We start from the raw sequence: 16,563 nt of genomic DNA on the forward strand, positions 1-16,563 counted from the left end.
ACTTTGCAAAAATCGGCAGCGCGCTTGCAAAATGTTTATTAAAATCCGGCCGGATTTCAGGCAAAATACGATTTTATTGCTGAGGACTGGCAGATTCGTGGCCGAAGAAAAAACCCAACTGGGCGAAGTCACCCAAGAAACTTCCGAGCTGATTCAACAGGCCACGGAAAAAACCACCCAGAAAGTCATTGAACATACCCATAAATACAATGATGCCTATTCTGCTATTGATAAAATCATGGAAGGGTTCTGGGAGCGTGTGCCCTATTTCCTGATCGCGCTTGGCGTGATTCTGATTTTCTGGCTGATTGCCCAGCTGTTTAAATTTTTTGTGAAAAAAACCTTATCCAACCGCAGTTATACCCGGCAAAATCTGGTGCTGGTACTGAACCGGGTCGGCAGTTCGGTGATTATCTTCTTCGGGTTCTTAATTGGTCTGGTGATTGCCATTCCGGGTTTTACCCCAAGCCAGCTGATGAGCGCCCTCGGGATTGGTTCGGTTGCCATTGGCTTTGCCTTTAAGGATATTTTCCAGAACCTGCTTTCCGGCGTACTGATTTTACTGGGCGAGCCCTTTAAAATTGGCGACAGCATTCTGGTGAATGGACTGGAAGGTACGGTCGAAGATATCCAGATTCGCGCGACCTTTTTACGCTCGGCCGATGGTCGCCGGATTGTAATTCCCAATGCCACGGTCTATACCAGCGCCATTACTGTTAATACCGCCTTTCCACGCCGCCGCTGCGAATTTGTGGTCGGCATTGGCTATGAAGATGACATTCAGAAAGCCAAAGATCTGGTGATGTGCATTCTGAAACGTGACCCGACCATTCTGACCCAGCCGGAATTTAGCGTTAATGTCGATGCGCTGGCCAATTTCTCGGTCAATTTACGCGTGCAATGGTGGATTAATACCAGCGAAACCAATAGCGCGGCATCTATCAGTAAAATTCAGGAAGAAGTTATTCAAAGCTTTGCCGAACACGGTATTTCCATTCCTTACCCGGTGCAGGAAGTAAAAGTCTATCGTGGTGATCCTTCCGTGGCAGACAGCTCAGAGGCTAAATAAACGTCCCAGCACATACGGAATCACGGTTTCTGTACGGATAATCCGGTTGCCCAGACTCACCGCCTGGCAGCCGTTATGTATCAAAAGATCGACCTCATAAGGAATAAAACCACCTTCCGGCCCAATCACAATGCTGCACGGGTGTTGAATCGCGGCGGGCATGCGCATCTCTGCATAGGGATGTGCCACATAGGCAGGACAATCGGCGCTAATCAGACCCGGTAAAACATCTTCAACAAAGGGTTTAAAGCGTTTGTACAGTTCAACTTTTGGTGCAATGGTATCGCCGGCCTGCTCCAGCCCCAGTTCAATATAATGCTCCAGCTGCTGTAAAAATGGCGTCTGCCAGTAGCTTTTATCGACCCGATAGCTATGCATCAGGATAATTTTTTCCACCCCGACCGTGACTGCATCCATAATTAAACGGCGCAGCACTTTCGGACGTGGTAAAGCCACAATTAACGTCACTGGCAATTTTGCTGGCACAGCTTCTTCTTTTAACGGTTTTAGACGAACTGTTTTGTCTGTAATTTCGATAATTTCCGTGAGATACCGTTTGCCTTCACGAATCCCAACTTTCAGGGTATCACCAACCTGAATATCCAGATGCTGTTGCAAATGCGCTAACTGCCGCGTTGAACTAATCGACCACAGTTCAGATTCAGTTTGGCGAGGATCAAGAAGGACAATATTCATAAAAAAATAACTCAACAAATCCATCACTGGATAGGCGGAAACGTCATCCACAACGGTCCGAGGCAGGACTCCTTTTGCCGAAACAAAAGTAAAAGAAAGCGGAGCTCCTGGTATTAAATCTATAAAGAGAAGGCCCGGTTTGAATCTGATCTCGTAAATCCATGAAAATCAGCTTCTTTACCCATCAGAATATCATCAAAGATATTGATCAATCACCTGAATATGCTTTGCCAGTGAACCCTGATTCTGCTGCATAATCTTTTGTGCTGCGGTATTTAAAGCCAGTGCTTTGGAGGAATCCGATAAGATCTCCAGCATGGTCTGTGCCGCTTGTTCAGCATTCTCTACCACCACCACCGCTTGAGCGTCGAGAAACTCATCGACAATGGTCTGGAAATTAAAATAATTCTTACCCAGAATGGTCGGCACATGCAGCGCAATCGGCTCCAGAATATTGTGTCCACCGCCCGGTTCATTTAAAGAACCGCCGACATAACAGGCCTGACTCAGACCGTACCAGAGCCACATTTCGCCCATTGAATCGGCCAGATAGACTTGGGTATTCGCTTCAATACTTTGTTCTAAACTGCGGCGTTGGGTACGCAAACCCAAAGCCTGTGCCACGTGAAAGACCTCATCAAAACGCTCTGGATGACGCGGGATAACAATACATAACAGTTCAGGATGTTCTGCAAAATAAGGTTTCAGTGCAGTCAATAATTGCTGTTCTTCTGGTGCATGGGTACTGGCAAGGGTAATAATTTTGCGATGTGCCAATTGCCATGTCTGTTGCAACTGAACGGCTTGCTCTACAAAATCTTCTGGGGCACGAATATCAAATTTAATATTACCCACCACCTTTGTACGCTCGCTAGGCATCCCCAATGCAATAAAACGCTGCTGTGTGGCAAGGTCTTGCGCCAAAAGTTGCTGTAAATTTTGCAGCATGCCACGTGTCAATCCTTTAACTTTGGCATAGCCTTTGGCGGATTTTTCCGAAAGCCGTGCATTAATTAACAAACACGGGACTTGAAAATGCTGCGCCTGATCAATCAAATTTGGCCACAATTCCGTTTCAACCAATGCCAATAATTTGGGCTGATATTTCTGATAAAACTCACGAATTAGATGCACCTGATCGGCAGGTAAATATACGGCTTGAAATAAATCTAAATACGGTGCTTTTAAAAATAATGATTTGGCACGCGCCTGCCCCGTCTTGGTGGTATTGGTGACCAGCACCGGATGACCGGCTTTTAAATAATGTTCAATTAAAGGCTGGGCCGCGTTGGTTTCTCCCACCGAGACCACATGAAACCAGATCGCCTGCAGATTTTTCGGCGGCTGAAATGGCCCGAAACGCTCTACAATTTCCTGCTGATACTGCGCTTCACTCTCGGCCCGCTTTTTAATACGCGACCGATACAACGGTTTTAGAACAGATAACGCTGCGTTATACCAAAACGGAGTAGCCAAAGAGATGCCTCAAACTGATTTTTTGCCCTGAGAATATAACAGAGCCCTATCCGCATGTTAATGGATATGGCTCCAAATAAAAAAGCAAAGCAACAACGCGGCTGCTTTAGTCGGCATTCACCACGCTTTCAGCCAGAGTTGGATAATCGGTATAGCCTGCTGCACCCTGCACCCCAATCATGGTTTCCAGCTGCAAATCATTTAGCGGTGCATCATCCAGCAGACGTTCATATAAATCCGGGTTGGCAATATAAGCCTTACCAAAAGACACGGCATCGGCTTTGCCCGAAGCCAGCAGTTCAATCGCATCGGTACGGCTTAAACGCATATTGGCAATGTAGGGAACACCACCTGAACGCTGTTTCATATACTCGGAAATACTGTCTTCTGCCAAATATTCACGGGTAAAGAAAAACGCGATCTGACGTTTACCCAATTCCTGCATCACATAGCCAAATGTTTCACGTGGATCATCATCGCCCATATCATGCTCATCACCGCGCGGTGCAAGGTGTACACCCACACGACCGGCACCCCAGACCTCAATCAAGGCATCCACCACTTCCAGCAAGAAACGGGCACGGTTTTCAACTGAACCGCCATACTGATCTTCACGCTGGTTGGTCTTGCTTTGCAGGAACTGGTCAATTAAATAGCCATTGGCCGCGTGCAGTTCTACCCCGTCAAAACCGGCGTCTTTGGCACGTATCGCTGCCTGTTTATATTGCTCGGTAATCACGTGAATTTCAGCAATTTCTAGCGGACGTGGCAGCACATAAGGACGTTTTGGACGCAGCAAGCTGACATGACCAGCCTGTTGCACAGCGCTGGCAGACACCGGCGTTTCGCCTTGAAGTAAATCGGGATGCGACACCCGGCCCACATGCCATAACTGCGCCACAATTAAACTTCCGCGCTCATGCACTGCATGGGTGACCCGCTTCCAGCCTTCAACCTGAGCATCGCTAAACAGGCCCGGAGTATTTAAATAGCCATTGGCTTCTTCAGAAATGACTGTGGCTTCAGAAATGATCAGGCCTGCACTTGCACGTTGGGCATAATACTCAGCCATCATCGCGGTTGGGACACGCTCATCAGTTGCACGACTACGGGTTAAAGGTGCCATGATGACACGGTTTTTTAATTCAAGCGCACCCAGTTTCAGGGGGGTATTTAATTCAGCCATACTGACTCCGACCTCCAGATATGTTTTAGAGGTGTTGTTGTAGATGTTCGATGTACTGCTGAATCAAAGCTTCGTTGCGGGAGAAATATGACCATTGCCCATGTTTGGTGGCGGTAATTAATCCCGCCTGCTGTAACACGGACAAATGATTGGACATGGTGGACTGCGAAACTTGCCCTAATTTTTCAATCTGGCCCGCACAAACACCACGCTGAAAGCCGCCACATTCTTCGGCAGACAGAAACTGCTCTGGTGTTTTTAACCATTCCAGAATTTGCCGGCGTGTGGGATTTGCCAGTGCTTTAAAGATCAGATCAAAGTCCATAGTCACATCACATAGTCGTGCGCAACAAAGCTGATTGCAGCATTTATCCCATTATATCGTATTTTTTCGATTTATATATCGAATATTTTAGATATAAAAGTCACAAACTGTATCTGCTTTGCTACGCAGAGAGTTAAAAGGTCTGCTTACAGGCCTTGTTTCAAGCTTGCTTCAATAAATTTATCCAGATCACCATCCAGAACTGCACCTGTATTTGAATTTTCAACACCAGTACGTAAGTCTTTGATACGTGAGTCATCCAGTACATAAGAACGGATCTGGCTACCCCAACCAATGTCAGACTTCGAGTCTTCTAATGCCTGAGCGGCTTCATTACGTTTGCTCATCTCCAGTTCATAGAGTTTGGCACGTAACTGTTTCCAGGCATGGTCACGGTTGGCATGTTGTGAACGCTGGTTCTGACAGGCCACCACAATACCGGTTGGAATGTGGGTTAAACGCACGGCAGAGTCAGTTTTGTTAATGTGCTGACCACCAGCACCCGATGCACGATAGGTATCGGTACGGACATCTGACGGATTGATTTCAATTTCAATATTGTCATCTACTTCAGGTGAAACGAACACTGCAGAGAATGACGTATGACGGCGGTTACCCGAGTCAAATGGTGACTTACGCACCAAACGATGGACACCCGATTCAGTCCGCAACCAGCCATAAGCATACTCGCCTTCTACACGAATAGTCGCAGATTTAATCCCGGCCACATCACCGTCTGATTCTTCCATCAGCTCGGCCTTAAAGCCATGACGCTCAATCCAGCGCATATACATACGCAGTAGCATTGAAGCCCAGTCTTGTGCTTCGGTACCGCCAGAACCGGCCTGAATTTCGACATAGCACGGATTCGGGTCCATTGGATTGTTAAACATCCGGCGAAATTCAAGTTTTGCCAACTCTTCTTCAGCGGCGCTCAATTCGGCCTGCACATCTTCCAGCATGGCTTCTTCATCGGCTTCCACCGCCAGATCCAGCATTGCCTGCGCATCTTCGAGCTGTGTTGCCAGACCGTCTAATACATTCAGAACGTTCTCAAGCTCGCCTTTTTCTTTGGCCATGGCTTGGGCGCGGTTCTGGTCATTCCAGATGGCCGGATCTTCCAATTCACGGAGAACTTCTTCTAAACGCTCTTTTTTAAGATCGTAGTCAAAGATACCCCCGTAGTGTTTGACCACGTTCGTTCAAGTCTTTTAGCTGGTTTAGATAAGGATTAATTTCCACGTGAATGCTCTCAAAAAATATCGATAAAACCCGTGTATTGTAGCATAGAGCCAATCAGGAGTAAGAGGCGCCTGCATCCACTCAACTAAAATGATGGATATAAACTTAGACGGCCATGATGAGCACAACCTACAGAGACCAGCAAACTAGAAGAAAGATCAAGAAAAAAACGCATTTAAAATTCGGTTTAATTGCCCGTTCTTGGCTTTCAAATTGATAAAAATGAAATTTTTCATCTTTCGCAAAAGGGTTTTACAAAGCCGCATCATAACTTATAATACAGCGCAAAAATTATACAAATTGACCTAAATTCACAGAATCCCCATACTTTTAATAAAACAAAACATTAATTATTTTCTATTATTTATCAATATCTTAAAATTAATCAATTACACAATATTACAGCTGAAACAATGCGGTAACTTTTGCTGGATTGACCAAAATTTTATTTGGCCTAGACTGAAGTTGTAACAAAAAATTAAACAGTCAACCTGATTTCAGAGGGGTAAGATCCATGAAAAAACTAGCAATTGCTTCAGCACTTTTATCTGTATTCGCAGTCGCAGGTACAGCACATGCATACCAAGCTGAAATTGGTGCTTCTGCAGGATTAATTGATCCAGATCATGGCGGCACAAGTGGTTCTTTTGGTGTAGATGGTACCTACTACTTTAACCCTGTTCAAACGCGTAATGCGCCTTTGGCAGAAGCAGCCTTCCTTGATCGTGCCAGCAACGTGAATGCGCAATATCAATATGATGAAGTCGGTGATGGTGAAGCGCATCGTTATGGCGTAGGCGCTGAGTACTTTGTACCAAACTCAGATTTCTACTTGAGCGGTAACGTCAATGGTCATGATTTAAAAGACAATGATGACTTCGACAATGATTTAACCACCTATGGTGCCGAAGTAGGTTATTTACCAGCACCGGGTCTGTTAATTGCCGCAGGTGTGAAAGGTTGGGACAATGACTATGACGACGGTGTAGACCCTACCTTACGTGCCAAATATGTCACTACCTTAAGCAATGGTAAAGACATTAACCTTGAAGCCGGTGCAGCGTTCGGTGATCTGGACGAATACAACCTGGCAGCAGATTACTACATTGATAAAACCCTGAGTATCGGCGCAGATTATTACAACAATGATCTGAACGACAACAGCGAGTTTGGTATCAATGCCCGTAAATTCTTCACCCCACAAGTCAGCCTTGAAGGTCGTGTCGGTTTCGGTGAAGCAGGTAGCAACGACTACAACCGCTTTGGTGTAGCAGCAAAATACCGCTTCTAATCTGTATAGAAACGCATAAATCGTAAAAAAACCCATCTTCGGATGGGTTTTTTGCACTGATAAGAAGCATTTAGGTAGTTTTTGCACATTGACTGAGCGAATATAAACTGTACAATTTGTTACAACTGTTCATCAAACAGTCATATTTTTATAACAAAGAGAGAAATCTAAATGCTTAAGAAACTTGCTCTTGCTACAGCGCTTCTTGCTGGCCTGGGAACTGCACATGCTTACCAAGCTGAACTTAATGTCGGGTATGAAAACACTGACTTTGAAAATAATCTAGGTGGATTTGAACTTGACTCTGATGGGGATTTATTTTTTGTTAACGGTAAATACTACTTAAATACCGTAAATACTAAAAATGCTCCTCTAGCTGAAGCTGCCTTTTTAAATAAAGCTAGTAATATTGGTTTAGGATACGTTAATGCTCAAAATGAATTGAGCGAAGCTGGTATTAATGCAGAAGAAGAGTTTGAGATTATTGGTGTTAATGGTGAATTCTTTATTCCTAACTCTCAATTTTATATTTCTGGTAGTTTAAACCAAGTGGATTATACAGCTAGCGCACGTGCTCCTGGGTTTACTTATGATGAATCTGATGACACTACTGGCTATTCTTTAGAAGCTGGTTACTTACCAGTTAATGGGTTATTGTTGGCTCTAGGAGTTGCTAAAGAAAGTGTAGATCCTATGCTTGCTTCTAAAATTGGATTTGCTAGCACCCTTGGTTACGGTGTAGCTGTAGGTGAAGACACCGCTGTTTCTTTGCGAGCTAAATATGTGACTCAAATTGGTAATCATTTTACTAATTTCGAGGGAGTAACATATTTCGGTGATGAAACTGCTTATCGTTTAGCTGCTGATCTTTATATTGATCCTACACTTAGCGTTGGTGTTTCTTTTGCTGACTCTACTGCTGATGAATCAGATACTATTTTTAGTGTTCGTACTCAAAAATTCTTTACCCCTGCAATTGCAGCTGGCGTTAACTACACAACTACTGACGGTGCTGACTCTTTCGGTATTAACGGTACTTTCCGCTTCTAATCCCTCCGATTAAAAGCAAAAAAACCGCTCACTTGAGCGGTTTTTTATTGTTGTAAATGTAAAATCCGCAGCTGTAAGCTGACATTGCCATTAAACTCATTGCGTTCCAGCTCATAGACCAAATGCACGCTATCCTGCATCGGGTCAAATGCAAATTTATCTTTGGCGCTAAAAGCAATTGCATCTAATACCTGCCCGTTATTTAAAGCCAGACGCAGCTTTAAATGGCTGTCTTTTAACCAGCGATAATCTACAATCTGAAATTGTCCCTCAAAAATTGGCGGTGGAAATTTCTGCCCCCACGGCGCCAAGTGCTGCAAGGTATGCACAGTTTCTAAATGAAAATCTTCTACCGGCAATTCACCATCGGTCCATAAGGTGGCCTGAAACAGCTCAGGGTCCATGCTGGCAATCAGCTGTTCAAAAATCTGCCTAAATTCCTGAAAATGGGCTTTTTGAATGGTCAGTCCGGCCGCGGCCGCATGTCCGCCAAAATGACTGACCAGATGCGGATGCTGCTCTGCCACCTGTTCAATCGCATCACGAATATGAATGCCATCAATGGAACGCGCCGAACCTTTAATATGAATACCATCTTCATCAGCCGCAAACACAATACTCGGGCGATGGAACTGCTCTTTCAGCCGACCTGCGACAATGCCAATCACCCCTTGATGCCAGTGCGGCTCAAACATGATTAAGGCTGCAGGCAGTTCACTTGCATCGAGCTGGATTTTTTCCAACTCCTGCAATGCTTCCTGCTTGATCTGCCCTTCAACCTGACGGCGTTCTACATTCAGCTGGTTTAACTGTTCAGCGAAGCGATAAGCAGTTTGTGCATCATTGGCCAGCAGACATTCAATACCAATATCCATGGTTTCCATTCGACCCGCGGCATTAATCCGTGGTCCCAACACAAAACCTAAATCCTGGGCTTTTAGGCTGGCTGCCTCTCGTCCGGCTATATCGAGCAGTGCTGAAATTCCCGGCCGACACAGATGTTGCTGGATTTTTTTTAGTCCGGCATCCACCAGAATACGGTTGTTATAATCCAGACTGGCCACATCGGCATAGGTGCCCAAGGCCACCAGATCCAGATATTGGGTCAGATTGGAACTGGATTTGCCTTGTTTTTTACGATAGCTGGACAGGTTGGCCAAGACATAAAATGCCACCCCGACGCCGGCCAGCGCTTTACTTGGAAATTCGCAGCCGAGCTGGTTTGGATTGACGACGGCATCCGCCGCTGGTGTAGCTTTGGTGGTCAGGTGATGGTCGGTAATAATAACCTGCATACCATGTGCTTGCGCCTGTTCCACGCCGGCATGGCTGGAAATACCATTATCAACGGTAATTAATAAATCAGGCTGAAAGCGGGTAAAGGCCAGATCGGCAATTGCCGGAGTCAGGCCATACCCATATTTAAACCGGTCCGGCACTAGATACTGTACCTTGGCACCCAATTCACGCAAGGCCAGCACCATTAAAGCGGTACTGGTGGCGCCATCGGCATCATAATCACCGACAATGACAATCTCTTTTTGCCCGTCAATGGCCTGATCCAGAATCTGAATGGCCTGATCCAGCCCTTTCATGGTCGGCGCCAGCAAGTGTTTCAGCTTCAGTTCCAGTTCCTGCTCGGATTGCACACCACGTCGCGCCAAAATCTGGGCAATCAACGGCGTCACGCCCTGAAAACTTTCAGGGCGTGTCAGAAAAGGTCGTTGTTTAATCTGTATATTCGACATTTAAGGCATCAGTCGTTGCAGTGTCCATGCCCCATCGGTTTTTTCATAACTTAAACGGTCATGTAAACGATTCGGGCGCCCCTGCCAAAATTCATAATAATCCGGTTCCAGACGATAACCGCCCCAGAATTCCGGCTTGCTCAGTACATCCTGCTCACCCACCTGGGCAGCAAGCTGTGCAAAACGCTGTTGCAACGCTTCACGGCTGGCAATCACACCACTTTGCGGGGTACTGATATGCGCCGCAATCTGGCTGTCACGTGGACGCTTGTTATAGTACAGATGCGACTCTTCCTCCGGAATTTTACTCACCCGGCCGCTAACCCGAATCTGGCGTTCCAGTTCCGGCCAGTAAAACAGCAATTCCGCATAAGGATTTTCCAGTAAGTCGGTGCCTTTCTGGCTGTCATAGTTGGTATAAAAGTCATAACCAAGTTCGGTTGCACCGCGCAGTAGCACGGTACGCACATGCGGACGGCCCTGCGCATTGGCTGTGGCCAAAGACATGGCATAGGGTTCATGCAGTTTGATTTCCAGTGCATGATTAAACCAGTTTAAGAACTGCTGATGTGGATCAGCCAAAGCGGCTGACTCATGCAGCTCGCCTTTTTGATAGCTTAAACGTAATTCACTTAAGTCTTTAATTAAATCAGACATCTATACTCCCCTTAGGCAGCAATCGCATGATGACGCACGGCATCGGCCAGATGGTTGGCCAGTACGGTCACTTCCTGCTGGTCATCCCCTTCGACCATTACACGAATCACCGGTTCAGTGCCTGACTTACGAATCAGGATACGGCCACGGCCTTGCAGCTGCGCTTCTGCTTTACCAAATTCTTCCACTAAAGCGGGCACGGCATACGGGTCAAACATGGCCTCTAAACGTACATTCACCAGCACTTGCGGGAACAGTTTAAAATCGGCAACCAGTTCATGCAGGGCTTTGCCCTGCTCTACCATGACGGTTAAGACCTGTAATGCGGCAATAATCGCATCACCAGTGGTGCTTTTATCCAGAGTCAGGACATGGCCCGATGGCTCACCGCCGATATTCCAGCCATTTTCCTCAAGCGCCTGCAACACATAGCGGTCACCAACTTTGGCCCGGACAAACTCGACTCCAGCTTTTTCTAACGCCAGTTCCAGTGCCATATTACTCATGACAGTTCCGGCAATACCTGCCGGTTTGTTTTTGGCCTGCGTCGCCAGAATATAAAGGATATGATCACCGGTGATCTGCTCACCATTTTTGTCAACCATAATCACCCGGTCAGCATCGCCATCAAAGGCAATGCCCAAATCCGCCTGATGTTCTACCACCGCCTGCTGTAACTGTTCCGGATGGGTCGAACCACAATCTTCATTAATATTCAGACCATCTGGGGTGTTATATAGCGGAATGACCTTGGCACCCAGTTCTTTAAATACCGCCGGACCAACGTTATAGGCTGCACCATTGGCACAGTCCACCACAATTTTTAAATGGTTCAGATCGAAATGATAAGGAAAGGTCGATTTACAGAATTCGATATAACGTCCGGCAGAGTCTTTAACGCGGAAGCTTTTACCCAGATTGGCGTTATCTTCAATCTGAATTTCATTTTCGAGTTCTTGATTAATCGCTTCCTGCAGTTCATCCGGCAGTTTTTTGCCTTCGCTGGAGAAGAATTTAATCCCGTTATCAAAATACGGGTTATGCGATGCAGAAATGACAATGCCCAGACTGGCATGTAAGGCACGGGTTAAATGTGCAATCGCGGGGGTCGGCAATGGCCCCAGTAAATGTACATAAATACCGGCAGCGTTCAGACCAGCCTGTAGCGCCGATTCCAGAATATAACCTGACAGACGGGTATCTTTGCCCAGTACCACAATCGGTTTATTTTTCTTGCTGTATTTTTTTAAAACTTTACCTGCCGCGAAACCTAGTTTCAATGCAAACTCTGGTGTAATTGGAAGCTCCCCAAACTTGCCACGTATACCATCGGTTCCAAAATAACTCATGTCTTACTCACTTCTTATAGGGTTATGGTGATTTTCATCATCCTGTTTCAACACGCTTACTTTACACCAAAATTAAAAAAGCCGTCACATTTATGACGGCTTTTCTATAAGGCGAATTACCAAAAATCAACCAACGCGATAGTTCGGTGCTTCTTTGGTAATGGTCACATCATGCACGTGAGATTCAGACATACCGGCTGCAGTAATCTTCACGAATTTGGCATTCTGACGCAGGTCTTCAATGGTTGAAGAACCGGTATAACCCATTGATGAACGTAAACCACCCATCATCTGATGCACGATATTACCCATTGGGCCTTTGTACGGTACGCGACCTTCAATACCTTCTGGCACCAGTTTTTCAGCACCGGCTTTAGAGTCCTGGAAGTAACGGTCTGCAGAACCGGTTGCACCCGCCATGGCACCCAATGAACCCATACCACGATAAGCCTTGTAATAACGGCCCTGGAAGAATTCAACTTCGCCCGGTGCTTCTTCAGTACCAGCCAGCAGTGAACCGACCATAATCGTGCTGGCACCTGCGCCAATCGCTTTGGCCATATCGCCAGAGAAACGGATACCACCATCCGCGATCAATGGAATCTGTTCTTTTAATGCATTTGCTACAGAGTCAATCGCCGAGATTTGCGGCATACCAATACCGGCCACAATACGGGTGGTACAGATAGAACCCGGACCAATACCGACTTTCACTGCATCTGCACCAGCATCTAATAACGCAAGCGCAGCATCACCCGTTGCGATGTTACCACCAATGACCTGCACTTGCGGATAGTTCTGTTTTACCCAGCGTACGCGTTCAATTACACCGGCAGAGTGCCCGTGTGCAGTATCGACTACAATCACGTCCACACCAGCTTCAACCAGCGCTTCTACACGGCTTGGGGTTTCTACACCGGTACCGACTGCAGCACCTACGCGTAAACGACCGAGGTCATCTTTACAGCTGTTTGGATAAAGTTCTGCTTTACGGAAATCGGTGACCGTAATTAAACCACGCAGTTCGTTGTTCTCACCCACCACCAGTACTTTTTCAATACGGTGCTGTTGCAACAGTGCCTGGATATTTTCTTTTGATTCGCCTTCACGCACCGTCACCAGACGGTCCTGACCGGTCATGATGTTGCTGACCGGCTGCTCCAGATTGGTTTCAAAGCGTGTATCACGACCGGTGACGATGCCCACCACTTTGCCATCTTTCACCACAGGAACACCGCTGATGTTGTTGGCTTGAGTTAAGGCAATCAGTTCACGTACTGTGGTTTCTGGGGTCACAGTGATCGGGTCTTTGACCATACCGGCTTCAAATTTTTTCACACGACGTACTTCAGCCGCCTGCGCTGCGATATCCATGTTTTTATGCAGGATACCAATACCGCCATTTTGCGCCATTGCAATGGCCATACGGGATTCAGTCACCGTATCCATGGCTGCAGACACAAGAGGAATATTCAGATTAATGCCGCGAGTTAAACGTGTCTTTAGAGAGACATCTTTTGGGAGGACAGTTGAGTAGGCAGGGAGTAATAAGACATCATCGAAGGTTAGCGCTTCTTGAACGATGGTCAACATAACAGTCTCACTGGTAATTTCCGTGCGCTATTATAAACAAATCTTGCTATAAATTTCATTTGTTATTGCATAAATAATTATTTATTCCGCACATCCTGACAATTCGGGTGAGTTTGCTGATGAAAAAAGCAGGCCGTGGCCCACTGCTGTCCCATAGTTTGCTTTAAATAAAAAACCTGAGTCCTAACAGTTAAAATATGAGTGCAAACAAACACTTTAACGACCAGGATTCAGGTTTTGTCACATCAGAATACCGTATTTCATGAGCTAATTAAACCTGTTGTGCGACAGGATTTTGAACAACTTGCTAAAGTACACCATGTTGGACAGAAATTTAGAGCGGCTTCCCGGTGGGATCAGTTTATTGCCATATTGATGTCTCAATTCTCTTGTAGGCAAAGTCTGAGAGATATTCAATCCAATTTGGAGTGCCAACAGGAAAAGCTGAGTCATCTCGGAGCAAAGTCTATTCCCCGAAGCACGCTGGCACGAATCAATGAGCAGCAGCCTGCTGCCTTGTATCAACAGCTATTTTACAAGTTGCTTAAATACTATGAACACTCAAAAGTAGCTCATAAATTTCGCTTTAAGAATCCCTTGTATTCCTTGGATGCCAGTCATATTGACCTGTCGCTTTCCTTATGTGAATGGGCCAAAGTTCACGACTCAAAAGCCAGCATGAAACTCAGTATAGGATTGAATCACAGCAATGATATTCCTGAGTTTGTTGCAGTTGAAAATGGCAAAGAAAATGACATGGTACAAGGCCGCAAATTCCAGTTTCCTGCTGGCAGCATTGTAGTTTTTGATAAAGGCTATGTCGATTACCAATGGTATGCAAATCTGACTGCTCAAAACATTGGATTTGTCACACGTTTTAGGCCTAAATCTGTGTATCAGGTGATCCAGCAACATCCAGTGCTTGAATCCAAAGGTATTCTAAAAGATGAAACCATTCAGCTGAATAGCGCACATGCCCTAAAAAGAAAAGCCCCAGTGTTAAGAAGAATTGAATATAGAGATCAGCAAAGTGGCAAGCACTTTAGCTTTCTCAGCAATAACTTTCATTTAGCCGCCTCCACCATTGCGGCGATTTATAAAGATCGTTGGAAAGTTGAGCTGTTCTTTAAGGCGATTAAGCAGAATCTCAAATTAAAAGCGTTTCTAGGCCGCAGCAGGAACGCAATTCAGACACAAATCTGGATTGCGATGATCGCCTATTTATTGGTGAGTTTCGCTCGACATTTAGGAAAAACAGGTTGGACAGTTCAACGTTTACTCAGAATAATTCAAGTGAATTTGTTTGAAAGAAGAACTTTAAAAGCTTTATTTTCACCCGATAAAATACCCATAAAACAAGAGGAAGCTCAAATGAGCTTCCTCTTGTGAAAAATTGTGGGACAGCAATGGGCCATGGCCTGCTTTTCTACGATAACAGCATCTGGATGCTGAAGTCTTTAACTGACCCGGTCAAAATCCGGGTCCTGGCCATCATTGGCCGCTTCGACCAGCACTAAAGGAATCAGGTTATGCGCACGGCGTGCCTTATTGCACTGCTCATCGGCAATCTGCACCTCTTTGCAACTGGAACTGCGCTGCTCGTACATAGAGCAGCTGACCTGTTGTCCGACCGTTCCCTCCAGCGCAATACAACGCGGATTGGCCTGATTGGTCCCTTTCATGCATGAATAGAGGGCATTTACCGGTTCGGTATAATGCTCAGGCATGGGAATGCCTTCTGCCCAGTAAAATGAAACTCTAAAATAGGTGCAGCATGCGCCGCAGCTAAGACACGCATCTGAGGAAGCAACTTGAGACAACATTGTTAAAATTCTCGTCATCAAAAAAGAGTTTTTTTGGGGAAGAAAATATAAAAAATGTTGTTTTTACACTCAAGTTATTTTTTCAGTTTTTTTACGCGATTTTTTGGCTTAAGTCGGACAGGTAAATACCGACTCATCCATCAGGTCGACACCGCATTCCAGCGTTTCAATCCAGTCCAGGAACTGGTTGATCTGCTCCTTGCCCACAAACGCGGTACCATGCTGCGGTACAATCATTTCAACATCCATTTGACGCACCATATTCACCCATAAACGGATGACTTTATTGGCACACATATAACGCTGATGAAAAGCTTTCATTTTTGGAATATGCGCGGCAAAGTTTTCTAACGGCTTGGACGCATCTTCGACCATTGAAGCACCCATATCACCGGAAAACAGGATTTTAGCCACCGGATCATAAAACTGGAAATTACCGACCGAATGCAGAAAATGCGCAGGAATGGCAACAATAGATGCCTGTCCCAATGGAATCACCTGACCATGATCGGGCAGCTCAATCAGACGCTCCAGCCAGTTGCCTTTCATCCGGTCACTCATAAAAGCCGAGTTCAAGTGCGGCAAGAAGCGTGCCCACAGTTTCGAAGCCACCACTTTGGCATCGGTATACACCAGCCAGCGCGGCATTGAGGTAATAATATCCGGGTCCTGATGCGATGCCATCACATAGTCCAGATTGGTCAGGCGGGTATATTTATTCAGTTCCATGGTCAGCGGCACATAAGTCAAATCGCCGCCCGGATCCAGAACCGCGGCACGGTCATTGTCCAGAATCAGAAACTGGTTGGCCTGTACGCCCTCACCTTTGACCAGACTGGTGAAACTGATACATTTATGCGTGCCATTATCAAATAATACTTGTGATGTGGTGCGATCGAACGCCATACCTTGTCCCCAAAAAAATCTTATCTTTACATTAAATTTTTAATTCCCTATAAAATAAAGGGTATTCCGCCAACTTACAATCAATATACAATTTAACTTTCAACTATTTTGTAGAAGCACGGGTCAGGTTCAGCCCATAAAAAAGCCCAACC

General features: G+C 45.8%; 15 protein-coding genes. 4 read left to right on the forward strand and 11 right to left on the reverse strand.

Annotated features, from left to right (window positions below):
* Window positions 1–97: 97 nt before the first annotated feature.
* Window positions 98–1,069, forward strand: coding sequence for a mechanosensitive ion channel family protein (locus F905_RS11185; RefSeq protein ID WP_005180767.1), 972 nt, complete (start codon window positions 98–100; stop codon window positions 1,067–1,069).
* On the opposite strand, the gene F905_RS11190 is transcribed toward F905_RS11185, so the two are convergent.
* From F905_RS11190 to prfB, 5 genes are all read right to left on the reverse strand, one after another.
* The gene (locus tag F905_RS11190; protein ID WP_005180773.1) at window positions 1,055–1,765 is read right to left on the reverse strand and encodes a 16S rRNA (uracil(1498)-N(3))-methyltransferase; all 711 of its coding nucleotides are present in this window, start codon (window positions 1,763–1,765) and stop codon (window positions 1,055–1,057) included. The genes F905_RS11185 and F905_RS11190 overlap by 15 nt on opposite strands.
* Before the next feature lie 195 nt (window positions 1,766–1,960).
* A complete protein-coding gene (locus F905_RS11195; protein ID WP_005180774.1) occupies window positions 1,961–3,241 on the reverse strand; it encodes a 3-deoxy-D-manno-octulosonic acid transferase in 1,281 nt (426 codons plus the stop codon).
* A gap of 106 nt (window positions 3,242–3,347) precedes the next feature.
* Window positions 3,348–4,427 carry an alkene reductase gene (locus F905_RS11200; protein WP_005180777.1) on the reverse strand — a complete coding sequence of 360 codons (1,080 nt, stop codon included), beginning with the start codon at window positions 4,425–4,427 and terminating at the stop codon, window positions 3,348–3,350.
* Between the two features lie 25 nt (window positions 4,428–4,452).
* A complete protein-coding gene (locus F905_RS11205; protein ID WP_005180779.1) occupies window positions 4,453–4,752 on the reverse strand; it encodes an ArsR/SmtB family transcription factor in 300 nt (99 codons plus the stop codon).
* A 146-nt stretch (window positions 4,753–4,898) separates the two neighbouring features.
* Window positions 4,899–5,994, reverse strand: a protein-coding gene (gene prfB / locus F905_RS11210; RefSeq protein ID WP_155756629.1) for a peptide chain release factor 2 whose coding sequence is annotated in 2 segments (ribosomal slippage) — window positions 4,899–5,921 and window positions 5,923–5,994 — 1,095 coding nt in all. Because the reading frame shifts where the segments join, the coding sequence is not laid out codon by codon here.
* A gap of 514 nt (window positions 5,995–6,508) precedes the next feature.
* On the opposite strand from prfB, the gene F905_RS11215 reads away from it, so the two are divergent.
* Both F905_RS11215 and F905_RS11220 read left to right on the forward strand, forming a co-directional pair.
* Complete coding sequence (locus F905_RS11215; protein WP_005180785.1) at window positions 6,509–7,285, forward strand: putative porin; 777 nt, start codon at window positions 6,509–6,511, stop codon at window positions 7,283–7,285.
* 171 nt (window positions 7,286–7,456) lie between these two features.
* Window positions 7,457–8,335, forward strand: coding sequence for a putative porin (locus F905_RS11220; RefSeq protein ID WP_005180787.1), 879 nt, complete (start codon window positions 7,457–7,459; stop codon window positions 8,333–8,335).
* A gap of 44 nt (window positions 8,336–8,379) precedes the next feature.
* Here the strand turns inward: F905_RS11220 and recJ are convergent, their stop codons facing one another.
* The 4 genes from recJ to guaB form a co-directional block, all read right to left on the reverse strand.
* Complete coding sequence (recJ, locus tag F905_RS11225; RefSeq protein ID WP_005180790.1) at window positions 8,380–10,083, reverse strand: single-stranded-DNA-specific exonuclease RecJ; 1,704 nt, start codon at window positions 10,081–10,083, stop codon at window positions 8,380–8,382.
* A complete protein-coding gene (gene pdxH / locus F905_RS11230) occupies window positions 10,084–10,740 on the reverse strand; it encodes a pyridoxamine 5'-phosphate oxidase (RefSeq protein ID WP_005180791.1) in 657 nt (218 codons plus the stop codon).
* A gap of 11 nt (window positions 10,741–10,751) precedes the next feature.
* Window positions 10,752–12,089: a phosphoglucosamine mutase gene (gene glmM, locus F905_RS11235; RefSeq protein ID WP_005180793.1), complete on the reverse strand. Its 1,338-nt coding sequence runs from the start codon at window positions 12,087–12,089 to the stop codon at window positions 10,752–10,754.
* Window positions 12,090–12,215: 126 nt separating this feature from the next.
* Window positions 12,216–13,682, reverse strand: a complete 1,467-nt coding sequence (gene guaB / locus F905_RS11240; protein ID WP_005180795.1) for an IMP dehydrogenase — start codon at window positions 13,680–13,682, stop codon at window positions 12,216–12,218.
* Between the two features lie 237 nt (window positions 13,683–13,919).
* Between guaB and F905_RS11245 the strand changes: the two genes are divergently transcribed.
* On the forward strand, window positions 13,920–15,071 hold the full coding sequence (locus tag F905_RS11245; protein ID WP_005176703.1) for an IS4-like element ISAbe18 family transposase: 1,152 nt from the start codon (window positions 13,920–13,922) through the stop codon (window positions 15,069–15,071).
* 68 nt (window positions 15,072–15,139) lie between these two features.
* Here F905_RS11245 and F905_RS11250 read toward each other — a convergent pair whose 3' ends face one another.
* Both F905_RS11250 and F905_RS11255 read right to left on the reverse strand, forming a co-directional pair.
* Window positions 15,140–15,505, reverse strand: coding sequence for a YkgJ family cysteine cluster protein (locus F905_RS11250; RefSeq protein WP_075167288.1), 366 nt, complete (start codon window positions 15,503–15,505; stop codon window positions 15,140–15,142).
* A gap of 108 nt (window positions 15,506–15,613) precedes the next feature.
* Entirely contained in the window at window positions 15,614–16,411 is a 798-nt protein-coding gene (locus F905_RS11255; protein WP_005180798.1) for an oxygen-binding di-iron domain-containing protein, read from the reverse strand.
* Between the last annotated feature and the right edge of the window lie 152 nt (window positions 16,412–16,563).

The sequence above is a fragment of the Acinetobacter sp. CIP 53.82 genome (assembly GCF_000369465.1).
GTDB classification, from domain to species: Bacteria; Pseudomonadota; Gammaproteobacteria; order Pseudomonadales; family Moraxellaceae; genus Acinetobacter; species Acinetobacter indicus.